The organism is Bartonella saheliensis, assembly GCF_902162175.1.
On record NZ_LR607232.1, the window covers coordinates 1 to 11,792 of the forward strand.

General features: G+C 34.0%; 11 protein-coding genes and 1 tRNA gene. 6 read left to right on the forward strand and 6 right to left on the reverse strand.

Annotated elements, in window-relative coordinates:
• Window positions 1–344: 344 nt before the first annotated feature.
• The 6 genes from FS875_RS08175 to FS875_RS08205 all read right to left on the reverse strand — a co-directional run bounded on the left by FS875_RS08175 (window position 345) and on the right by FS875_RS08205 (window position 5,451).
• Window positions 345–899 carry a biotin transporter BioY gene (locus FS875_RS08175; RefSeq protein WP_144755509.1) on the reverse strand — a complete coding sequence of 185 codons (555 nt, stop codon included), beginning with the start codon at window positions 897–899 and terminating at the stop codon, window positions 345–347.
• A 304-nt stretch (window positions 900–1,203) separates the two neighbouring features.
• Window positions 1,204–1,758: a biotin transporter BioY gene (locus FS875_RS08180; protein WP_144755512.1), complete on the reverse strand. Its 555-nt coding sequence runs from the start codon at window positions 1,756–1,758 to the stop codon at window positions 1,204–1,206.
• A 28-nt stretch (window positions 1,759–1,786) separates the two neighbouring features.
• The gene (locus FS875_RS08185) at window positions 1,787–2,413 is read right to left on the reverse strand and encodes an energy-coupling factor transporter transmembrane component T family protein (RefSeq protein WP_144755515.1); all 627 of its coding nucleotides are present in this window, start codon (window positions 2,411–2,413) and stop codon (window positions 1,787–1,789) included.
• The gene (locus FS875_RS08190) at window positions 2,410–3,090 is read right to left on the reverse strand and encodes an energy-coupling factor ABC transporter ATP-binding protein (RefSeq protein ID WP_144755518.1); all 681 of its coding nucleotides are present in this window, start codon (window positions 3,088–3,090) and stop codon (window positions 2,410–2,412) included. Before FS875_RS08190 ends, FS875_RS08185 begins: the two co-directional genes overlap by 4 nt.
• A 41-nt stretch (window positions 3,091–3,131) precedes the next feature.
• Window positions 3,132–4,559 carry an amino acid permease gene (locus FS875_RS08195; protein ID WP_144755521.1) on the reverse strand — a complete coding sequence of 476 codons (1,428 nt, stop codon included), beginning with the start codon at window positions 4,557–4,559 and terminating at the stop codon, window positions 3,132–3,134.
• A gap of 685 nt (window positions 4,560–5,244) precedes the next feature.
• Window positions 5,245–5,451, reverse strand: a complete 207-nt coding sequence (locus FS875_RS08205) for a SlyX family protein (protein ID WP_144755527.1) — start codon at window positions 5,449–5,451, stop codon at window positions 5,245–5,247.
• 464 nt (window positions 5,452–5,915) lie between these two features.
• Here FS875_RS08205 and FS875_RS08210 point away from each other — a divergent pair.
• From FS875_RS08210 to FS875_RS08235, 6 genes are all read left to right on the forward strand, one after another.
• Window positions 5,916–5,991: transfer RNA gene (locus FS875_RS08210), tRNA-Thr, on the forward strand.
• A gap of 762 nt (window positions 5,992–6,753) precedes the next feature.
• A complete protein-coding gene (locus tag FS875_RS08215) occupies window positions 6,754–7,173 on the forward strand; it encodes an EVE domain-containing protein (RefSeq protein ID WP_144755530.1) in 420 nt (139 codons plus the stop codon).
• 246 nt (window positions 7,174–7,419) lie between these two features.
• The gene (locus FS875_RS08220; protein ID WP_144755533.1) at window positions 7,420–7,869 is read left to right on the forward strand and encodes an SRPBCC family protein; all 450 of its coding nucleotides are present in this window, start codon (window positions 7,420–7,422) and stop codon (window positions 7,867–7,869) included.
• Between the two features lie 1,261 nt (window positions 7,870–9,130).
• Window positions 9,131–10,462, forward strand: coding sequence for a TldD/PmbA family protein (locus FS875_RS08225; RefSeq protein ID WP_144755542.1), 1,332 nt, complete (start codon window positions 9,131–9,133; stop codon window positions 10,460–10,462).
• Complete coding sequence (locus FS875_RS08230) at window positions 10,449–11,252, forward strand: 3'(2'),5'-bisphosphate nucleotidase CysQ (protein WP_144755536.1); 804 nt, start codon at window positions 10,449–10,451, stop codon at window positions 11,250–11,252. The genes FS875_RS08225 and FS875_RS08230 overlap by 14 nt, the downstream gene beginning before the upstream one ends.
• A 47-nt stretch (window positions 11,253–11,299) precedes the next feature.
• Complete coding sequence (locus FS875_RS08235; protein ID WP_144755539.1) at window positions 11,300–11,542, forward strand: DUF4170 domain-containing protein; 243 nt, start codon at window positions 11,300–11,302, stop codon at window positions 11,540–11,542.
• Window positions 11,543–11,792 lie beyond the last annotated feature (250 nt).

Here is an 11,792-nt window from a genome sequence, read left to right on the forward strand (position 1 = left end):
ATAATTATTATAACATAATTTTAATATATATAAATATTAAAAATATTTATACTTAATATTTAGTAAAATAGTTAAAAATTTTTAGAACTTTTATCTTAAATAAATAAAAATAGTTCAGTATATTTATAAAAAGAGTTTTTGTAATTTTTATATCTCTTAGCTAAGAGCATATTTTATAATACTTTTTTAGATAGCAACTTTAAAACTATATGATAAGATTATTTTTTTCTCTTATGTTACCTCTTCAATATAGCACAAGAAAATAAGACAGGGAATCTTTAGCGTATTTTTCCTTTTTGTCCTCATATAAACTGTGGTGTCATCTCTCAATTTGAAATATAGAACTATCTTTCCTTTGAGGTAATGAGGGGAACAGATTTTTTAATTGCAAGTGCAACAAAAGATGCAATCAGCACTTTTATAAATCCACCAATTAAAAAACCTAATGAACTTATTAAAACTGTCAGCAAAGGAACCCCAGTCATATAAGCCACCCATGGTATGCCAAAAGAATAAACAATTCCAATACCACCCACAGTATTTATCAAGAATAATATTATGAAATTTAACCGTTGCCAACATAACTCAACCATTAAGCCAATAAAAAAGGCTGCAAATGGAAAACTTATGAGATAACCACTGGTAACGCCTGAAAAAACACTGATCCCCCCACGTCCCCCCGGCAATAGAGGCAATCCAATCGCAACAAGGACAAGGAAAAGAAGCGATGCTAAAGCTCCTCTTTTTGCCCCAACTATTGATCCTGCTAACATTGGAGCCATAGACTGAGCTGTAATAGGAATCCCAAGAAAAAAAGGAAGATAAATGGGTGGAAAAAGACTTAAAACAGCATAAATAGCAGCAAATAGAGCGATGTAAGTTAGATCTTTTGTACTCACTAAATTATTCCTTTATTATAAAACGATCTTTGGTTATTGTTATCATTAAGTAGCAATATCTCCCGTAATAAGAACATACTTCTAAGCATTATAAATATATAGAGATAAAATAATACATTCATTAATAAGCTGAATAAATTAATAGAATATAATAATAGTTTACTTATGAAATAAATTCTATTATTAAAAATAATTTATTTTTTTATTAAAAAATCAAACAAATAATTACTTAAGTAATATTTACTATATTAACAATCAATATTTTTAAATCTATTCTATTATAAAATACATTTAAAACAAAAAACTATTTTTTCCTTATTTGAATGAGAGGAATAGATTTTTTAATCGCAAGTGCAACAAAAGATGCAATGAAAGCTTTTAAACAATCACCTATCAAAAAACCCGATGAAGCTATTAAAGCCTTCAGTAAAGAGATTTTAGTCATATAGGCTGTCCATGAAACACCAAAAGCATAAACAACTCCTATACCACCCACAGCATTTATCATAAATAATATTACAAAATTTAATCGTTGCCAAAATAATTCAACCATTAAGCCAATAAAAAAGGCTGCAAATGGAAAACCTATGAGATAACCACTGGTAACGCCTGAAAAAACACTGATTCCACCACGACCACCAGGTAATAGAGGCAATCCAATCGCAACAAGGACAAGGAAAAGAAGCGATGCTAAAGCGGCCCTTTTTGCCCCAACTATTGATCCTGCTAACATCGGAGCCATAGACTGGGCTGTAACAGGAACCCCAAGAAAAAAAGGAAGATAAATAGGGGGAAACAGGCCACAAACAGCATAAATAGCAGCAAATAAAGCAATGTAGGCTAAGTCTTTTGTATTCATTTGATTATTCTTTCATGAGGCAATAATTTCAATTACTGTTTGATACTTTATCAACAGTATCAGTATCATAAGAACGCGCTTCCAATGCCTCAGCCACTTCTGAAGCCATTCTTATGGTTCGTATAATTAAAGGTATTGCAAGAGCAACAAGATTGGTATTAAGTCCACGTGCTTGCTGCGCTTCGCGTACTTCATGAAACTTTTCACTCAAAAGAGGAATAAAGCGGATCGCCATAGAAATAACCATGCTCACTTTTGATGGATTTATACCAAAAAAACGAAAGGGCTGAAGCCCCGCTTCAATGGAGTCCACCATATCTGAAACCTTTGTCGTGAATGAAATAAGTGATGATAAAGAAAAAAGGATAACAAGGCGTAATATGACCTCGACTCCCGTAAGCCAACTACTAAAAATAGTTTGAAATACAAAGAGAAGAATAAAAAGTAATCCCATCGATTTAAACTGCTTTATTACAGTATTCAAAGGGATCTTAGCCACTCTATAAAATAAGACTACAAACAATAAAAATAGCCCAAGAAACGGTATGGATGAAACCATTATTATAATGGTCCCACACACCGTAAGAAATAATAACTTTATTCCTGGTCTAAGCCTATGAATAAAGCTATCCCTTGGAATATATAAACCAATCATGACATTCTTCTTATATACTCCTTGATAGCAACAAAAGGTATATCATCAATTGCTATCTCCCCCTTATCAAAAACAAGCACTCTATCAAATTTTCTGAGAAACTCCAAATCATGCGATACAACAATTACTGTTTGTGATAATTCTTCTATAACCTGTGTCACGCGGCGTTTATTTCGCAAATCAAGTAATGTCGTTGGCTCATCAAAAACGATATAGTCTGGCTTCATCGCAACTACACTGGAAATAGCAATGAGTTGCTTTTGTCCACCGCTTAATAAATGAACCGCATGATTTCTAAAAGCTTCCAGATCATAGCGCTGGAGAATTTCATCTATACGCTTCTTAATTTCATCTCTACTAAGTTTTAGATTTTTGAGACCAAAAGATAAATCTTCTTCCACTAATGGTAAAACAATCTGATTATCAGGATTTTGAAAAACAAATCCTACTTTACGCTTTACCGCTTTTGCATCGCGCTTTGTATCAAGCCCATCAACGTTTACAGAACCATGAGAGGGTAACTGTAGCCCATTGATAAGACGAACAAATGTACTTTTTCCAGAACCATTTGCACCAATAACGGCAATTCGTCTTTCGGTAAGCTGTATCGTAATATCCCTTAGAACACACAAATCACCAAAGACTTGCGTTACCCTATCAAACTCTATAATCCCCAAGATTTATTCCAATCAATCCCTTTATCTCACCTCTTCTCATGTTATCGCTTAAGTTTATAGCCTAAGAATAAGACTAAACACCATATCGGAATAATAATAACTGCCAAACTCATATCAGGCATCTGTACAGGGATATATGTCTCAAGGAAAGACATTCTTATTCCCATCATATCAAAAAGTCGAGTCATTAACCCATTTTTTCCAAAGCCACTTACAAACATAATGCAAAATAATAAAACAAGAAAGCAGAGGCAAAGATAATTAGCGTAAGGATATAAACCAAACGCATAAGTAAAATCCCCTTTCCTATTCTTATGTGCTTTTCGAAATTTCAAATGAACAATAACAATAATAGCCCAAGTAATAACCGCTGCAGCAGTCGCAAGAGCCATAATCCGCATAAAACTATTATCAGGAACAAGGGCATTAACAACAACAATTATCGCCGTACAAAATGATGAAAAAAGGATAGCAACATAAGGAACACGAGCACTACTCAGTTTACTAAAAATATGTGGCGCATTTTTTTGTATAGATAAATTATAAAGCATCCGACCATTAGAATAGATACCACTATTATAAACAGAAATAGCAGCCATAATGACCACAAAATTCAAAATATGACCAGCCGCAGGAATTCCTACAGTTTCAAAAATTGTAACAAAAGGACTACCATTTTTTTCAATCATATCCCATGGGCTGATTATCATAATAACACTGATAGAACCAATATAAAAAACTATAATCCTCCACATCACTTGACGAATAGCTGCTGGAATTGTTTTTTGCGGATTAGATGCCTCTCCAGCAGCAATACCAATAAGCTCTGTCCCTCCAAAAGAAAACATGACTACAGAAGTAGCCAAAATAACTCCTATTGCTCCATAAGGGAAAAAACCACCATGATCCCAAAGATAATGAATACTCGCCTGTTTTTCCCCTATTCCAGTAACAATGAGAAAAATCCCAAAAATAATCATACCAATAACAGCAGCAACTTTGATCAAAGCACAACCAAATTCAAATTCTCCATAAAAACGAACATTAAACAAGTTCACGAATGTAACAAGCACAAGAACAATGAAAGATGACTTCCAATGATCAATCAAAATCCAATGATCGAGGTAAAATCCTATCACTGTAAGCTCCGCCATGCTTACAAGAATATAAAGAAACCAATAATTCCAACCTGTTATGAAACCAGCCAACCTCCCCCAATATTTATAAGCAAAAAAACTAAAAGCACCCGATATTGGTTCTTCTACGGACATTTCACCAAGCATACGCATAATGAAATACATAATAAGTCCACCAATAAGATAAGCTAAAATAGCTGAAGGACCCGCTAATTGAATTGCCTCTGTTGAGCCATAAAAAAGCCCTGTTCCAATAACGCCACCCAAAGCAATCATTTGAAGGTGGCGGTTTTGAAGATTACGTTTCAATTCATCATTCGTATCATTACACATTATTCCTCACTCCCCCCTCGGGATTGATTAACTTTTATACAAAAGGTCGATAGTATCTTCGACCACATTTTTTTCAACAAAAACTCTGAAAGAAAATATAAAGTTATTTTTCTTGTCATAATGCAACTCATTGTCTTGCTGTGCATTACGTGATTGTTTTATTAAAATTAATAGGAAGAAAGATGCTTAGCCCTTTACTTAAATTAATAGTCTTCATTTTTGTTACGCTAACAATCATAACATTAGCCCTTGATAGTGCACACTCTGTGAGCACATCACATTGGACAACCACTCCCTTAAATAAAATATTAGCCAATATTCTGCAAACAGATATCTGTAGCCTTAACCAATCGATCAGTAATATCATACCAACTTTTCTGTCTTCAGTTTGCATGACTCTCATTCATTTACCGGTATGGTCTATCTTTGGTGCCCTAGCAATAATACTTTATATCTTAAAACACGAAAAACCAAAGCCTTTTCAAAAAATATTGTATACTTAATAGAGAAATATATTTGATGTTAATCCTGTACAGTTTCTTATAAAGTCTATTGTGTCATATGCAATCCCTAAACTTTGAGAAAACTTCATTTTCATTACAACCTGCCAACCATTATATCTTTAAAAAAACCCAAGAGAGCGATTCCTGAAAAAAGTGAAAGCTTTAAGATTAAGTGTCTATCCTTATTGACGAGGAAATGGCAAAATAACAGCTTCAGATACACTCCGTTCTTCTAAATCTGAAAATCGCTTTGTTAAAATATCCAATTTTTTAGACATCTCATTTAAACTTTTCCATTGATCTGTTACTACACAAGAAAGCTCATCAATAAACTTTTCTTGATAAGCTACTTTCATTTCCAATTCTATCAATCGATGTTCATCCACCATAGTTCTTACTCCATCTTAAATACAATACGTATTCAATTTTATTAAATTACCCTTCTTATTCCTATTTTTATAAAAATGAGAAGTGCCTTTTTACCAATTTCACTGGTCTTCTTTTACAGCATAAAAGTTGGTGATACCTTCCATTCTTCTCATCACGTGTTCAATAAATTTTTTCTTAAAATCAGCATTTTTATCTTTTATAGAGATCCTCATATTACTTTTGCCCCGAAGATATGCTCTTCATACTAACTTCTAAAATTTGAACGTAGCGATAAATCAAAACATATTTTACATCATCAAAATTAAAAAATACTGTTTTGTTCTGAACTTTTGCAATCCCTTTTCCTACCTCAATCATAACTGTATCTTAATAAATTATGGGAAAAAATGTATACTTGCTTTTGTGTATACTTTTAGTTATTACCCTTTAACTGATTTTGGTCTAATTAAGTCTATAAGTTTATGCCGCATTAGCTCAGTTGGTAGAGCACATCATTCGTAATGATGGGGTCGCTGGTTCGAATCCGGCATGCGGCACCACTTTTTGTTTTTAGTGCATTGAAATATATCAAAAGTTATTTGTCTTTAGCTATTTAATTTGCCTGCCTTTTGATATACGGTTGGATTTTTTCCTGTGCTCTACAAAATCGTTAACAATTTCGTCTTCATTATGAAAAATACAGTTAAAAACTGTAATCTTATCTCTCAAAATTGTTTCAACAAAGATTTATTGTCATGCAAAATGTTATGTGATTTTGAAGGTATGATATCGTCAATATTATCTGTATATAAGCTGTTTTTATGCATAAGTGAAAACCATAAAAATTATGCAATTTTATTTTTATCAAAAACTTATGACCACACCAAATAAGATTTTTTTTCCATATATTTTTGATTTTTGTATCGAACTTTCTCTGTCTTACGCTTTAAAATAAGAGCAATTGTAAGGTGAGTTAGATGATTTGCAGAGAGGGAAGATATTTCCTTTAGACGCAAATGCACTAAAAATAGTTCATTTGAGAGAGTTTAAAAATCCTGAAGTTTTTACTCAATAATTTTTTACGAGACTTCCTTATTGAAAAATTATACTGTGCACTATTAAGTGTGATAACTTCTTACGATTTATTCCTTTTTATTCATACGATATTATTAACCGCTTATCAGCAATTTAGAGATTTAATCCATTCAATGTACCCTTACATCTTCAGTAGTGTGTAGAGTCTGCCGTCATTATTGAATACTTAAAAAGAAAAATTTATTTCAGTATAAAATATTGCTTACTTTGTGAAAGAATGAATATAAATGAAACATTGGATAGCTGTGATTTCTCGAGAGCACGCATGCCTTGCAGCAAAATTTGGCTTTCTTCAAGTCTGTCACGGTAAGGCTGGACCACTTCAAAAGACGTCTAAAGGAGATGAGGTGTTCATTTACTGTCCACGATGCGAAATGGGTACTGGACAGATTCTACGAACAATAGAGTTCCAATGTATATTTAAGGATAATCACATTTACCAAGTAGAGCAAATGCCTCATTTCTCACCTTTTCGAAAAGATGTTATTTTTCATAAACAAGCACAATCTGTTGTTTTAAAAAAAATTCAAGGTCTTGAATTTTTAACAAACCATCATTGGGGAATATTGGCACGACGAGTTTTTTTTGAAATTGCACCCTATGATGCGACCCTAATTCGCAAAGCAATGGGAATTCATGAGGGCTAGTTTTAAACTATTTTGGCTACTTTAAAGTATTTAAAGAATATTTATTTGAAATAACTGAATGTCTTTGTTGCCTTAAAATATAATCTAAAATAATTGGTTGGTATCAACTCATCCTCTGCCATGACACTGCTATATAGAATTGAACTTCTGAAGGAGATGTATTAGACTTAAGGGTTTCTTTTAGCCTAAACATTTATGTATTTAATCACTAAAATGATAGTTGTATAAAATATAAAGGGGAAATATATGTTTAAATGGACATATAGTGAAGAAATTAATACAGAAGCAAGTGCTGAACAAATTTGGACCATGTGGGAAGACGTGGCAACTTGGCCATGCTGGGATCACGAACTAGAGTGGGTAGAACTCTCTGGTGCTTTCACAGAAGGTGCGATAGGAAAAATGAAACCTAAAAAAGGACCAAAAGTAACTTTTATACTTGATAAAGTTATTAAAAACGTTTGTTTTTCTGATTATGCCACACTTCCTTTTACGCGCATGAGTTTCAATCATGAGTATATTATTTCAACAGATTCAGACTCTTCAAAAAATAAAATTCGTCATACAGTAACAATGTCTGGCTTACTTGCTCCTCTCTTTGGAATGATTATTGGTACAAAAATTAAGCAACACCTTCGTTATGCGATGATTGAAATGAGCCGGCGTGCTCTTACTGGAGATAAAACTATCTCATAGGAATGCTTAATTTTGAAGAGAATTGATATTGTTGCAAAAAGAGAAATAGTATAGGTTTATGGCCTGCGTGAGAATTAAGTCTTTGAACCAATGGTATTTTACGAGATAACCATTCACAGAGTACTTTGGGATTATTTATTTAACTTTTATCAAATCATTATGGCGCATCGCTTCTACACCCAAGCTTTTATAAAATGCTCCTTTTGTTGACAACTAAGAAAGCTACTGTTGCTAATTGTTATTTTATAAGAATTTTACAAGCTAATCATGTCTGCTTTATTGAGCTCTTTTAAAGAATGCAGTTTGAAAGACGCACAATCATAAAGTGCCTAGAATATCTATTCTATCAAAACTGGCTTAGCTTCATTGGGCATATCATTTCGAAAAATGATTAATTTTTATATGCAAAGATGTTTCTTTACTGTCAAATATCTTTTTGTCTGCTAAAAGATTATAAACGACCATTCTTGCACATTTAGCTGAAACGATATTCTGCTTTTTTAAATAAACTGAAGAATGGATGTAAAAGGAGTCATTAAACTGTTTGTTGAATAACATCGTCGCTGGTTCATTATGGCGCATAAAAAAGGCAAGATATTCATTAATTATATCCGGTAATATCGAGAGTGAGTGTAATGATGATAAGCTTATTTTCGGTAAATATGAAAAAAGTCTGTGCTAAATTATCTATAGTCAAAAAAATAATGACTGCTGTTCTTGATAAAATCATAACAAATGAGATTATCTTTTGCATTTTCTATTGTTTGTCTTTCATTTACAAGAATTTTACAAAATTATTTTGTTCATGAGGAGAGAGACCCTAAATATTAAAGACGGTGTATTATCGTGGTATTTCCTTATGTTTTCGCGAAAATTAAAGAGTACCATAGGAAAAATAGTATGAAAGTCTGCTAGAGCTTCATGGCAAGAGAATACATAGTTTAGGATATCTACCAATTATTGGAACACTTGAAAATTGAAATGAAGCCAAGTGCTATTGCATAATTTCCTAGTGATTTGATGATAAAGACGATTTTGACTTATGCAATAACATACGATAGAGTGAAATGGTTGAATCCTAAAAATTGATAATGTATTGCACCTTTTTGAAAAAAGCTAAAAAGGAAATTGCTGAATTTTTTGAAGAAAAGTGCGTTCATGATGCATATTTTTTTATCGATGAGTATATAAGATTCACATTTTATATAAATGTGCCAAATTGCTTATCCATATGAATCATTAATATTTAAGGGAGTCCATGATGACTGACAAAAACCAGATTGATAAAGCCGCTTCATTGATTGAATCGGCAAAACGTTCTGGGGCAGATGCTGCTGATGCTATTATTGTCCGCACACACTCAACCAGTGTATCGGTTCGTTTTGGAAAAGTTGAGTCGACAGAAGCTTCAGAAAGCAATGATTTTACATTAAGGGTTTTTGTCGGAAAAAAAGTAGCAAGTGTTTCTGCTAATTTAGCAGCTTATCCGCAAGAACTTGCAGAACGTGCTGTTGCAATGGCAAAAGCTTCTCCTGACAGTTTATTTGAAGGTTTGGCAGATAAAGAATCTTTGGTTAAACATCCTAAAGATCTTGATCTTTTTGATGATTTTGTTCCGCACAGTCATTTTTTAACAGAAGATGCTTTAAAAATAGAAGCGGCAGCCCTTGATGTTAAAGGAGTAAGCAATTCTGGTGGGGCTACGGCAGCTTATGGTCATAGTGGTTTTGTTCTTGTCACCAGCGATGGTTTCTGTGGTGCTTATCACTCCAGTGGTTTTTCACGTTCTTGTAGTGCCCTTGCTGGTGAAGGAACAGGGATGGAGCGGGATTACGATTATACAACTGCTCTCCATTTTTCTGATCTGGAAGCCGCAGAAACTGTGGGAAGAAATGCAGGTGTTGGAGCCGTTAGACGTTTGGGAGCAGTTCGTGCTACAACAGGAACTGTAGATGTTATTTTTGATCCGCGTACGGCTCGTGGAATTGCTGGGCATATTGCCTCTATGGTCAATGGAGCATCTGTGGCGCGTAAAACGAGTCTTTTACAAAATCTCTTGGGCAAAGCAATCATGAAACCAGATGTTCATGTGACAGATCAACCCTTGCGACTACGTGGGAATGCTTCTCGCCCTTTCGACGGAGAAGGAGTAGAGGGACAAGCATTAAATATCATTGAAAACGGTATTTTAAAAAATTGGCTTCTTTCATCATCTTCAGCACGTGAATTGGGGCTTAAAACCAATGGTCATGGTGTACGTTCAGCATCACTGGTCCAGCCATCCAGCACCAATTTTGCTATTGAACCGGGAAATATATCACCTCATGATATGATCAAAGCTTTGCAAAGTGGATTCTATGTCACAGAATTATTCGGGCATGGCATTGATTTTGTTACCGGACAATATAGCCGTGGTGCATCTGGTTTTTGGATCGAAAATGGCGAAATTGCTTATCCAGTAAGCGAAGTAACGTTAGGTTCTCATTTGCTCCACATGTTAGCACATTTAACACCTGCAAACGATATTGATCGGCGTTATGGTACAGCAGCTCCAACATTATTAATTGAAGGAATGACACTTGCAGGGCAATAACACGCATCATTCTTCTGATCTAAATCTGCTGCTTGATACGTGTCGAGAGGCAGGAGATCTAGCAATGAAGTATTTTGGATCTACATTAAATGTTTGGATGAAAGAAGGCGATTCACCAGTTAGTGAAGCAGACTTTGCAATTGATCACTTTTTGAAAGAAAAACTTCTGAGAGCACGCCCAAATTATGGATGGATTTCAGAAGAAACAAAAGATGATCGAGAACACAGTGTTTATGAGCGCTCTTTCGTGGTTGACCCTATCGATGGAACGCGTGGTTTTCTTTCAGGCAGCATTTATTGGTGTATTTCAATTGCTATTATTGAGAATGGGCGCCCTATCGTAGGTGTCTTGCAATGCCCAGCGAAGGGGGATGTTTATGCTGCTGTCAATGGTGGAGGTGCAACATTAAATGGCACAAAGCTCCCTCTTTTAACATCTCAAATTAACGATAAGTATAAAATCTCAATTGATAAATCATTAGCACAAAAATTGCCGAAAGACTTTTGCAATAAAATCAATTTTTATCGCCATATTCCTTCTCTTGCCTATCGTATTGTCCTTGTGGCTCAAAATGAGATTGATATTGTATTGGTTCGTCCGAATTGTCATGCATGGGATATTGCTGCGGCTGATCTTATTTTACAAGAATGCGGGGGGTGTTTTTTATCCCTTGATACACCCTTTATATTTTACGGAATTGAACCTTATCAATATGGGATTTTGATTGCTGGTAAAAATAATTGCTGTCAAGATATGATAGATGTTGTTCGTCAGGCAAAGTTAGTTTAATCACATAAAAAATTCACTAAAATTTCTTGGACGATATGGAGGCACATATGACTGAAGCCACTGAGAAAAAGCAATCTTTGCATCTTGTGTTTGGTGGGGAGTTAAAAAATCTTAATAGTAATCAATTTAAGAATATTGATGATTTAGATGTTGTTGGTATTTTTCCTGATTATCAATCAGCTCGAGAAGCGTGGCAAGCAAAAGCACAAAGCAGTGTAGATAACGCATTACAACGTTATTACATTATAGACCTGCAACGCCTTCTTGACACTGAAATGGGTGATGCATAAACTCCGATATCCTGTCATTATTTTCTTAAACTATGTTAAATTGCAGAAAATTGTATTCTTTAGCTTCAATAGCAAAATGAGTGAAAAAACTCAGAACAAGAAGCAAACTGTTTTTAGTGAAAAAAGTAACACACACTGATAAAACAGCCTTTGTAATCGTTTTTGTTACTTTTTAGTTATTGGATAATCAAAATTGAAAGCTTTAGTTTAAAGGCATAAGGTGTTTATAATCTCTTTCTTATCACTGTTT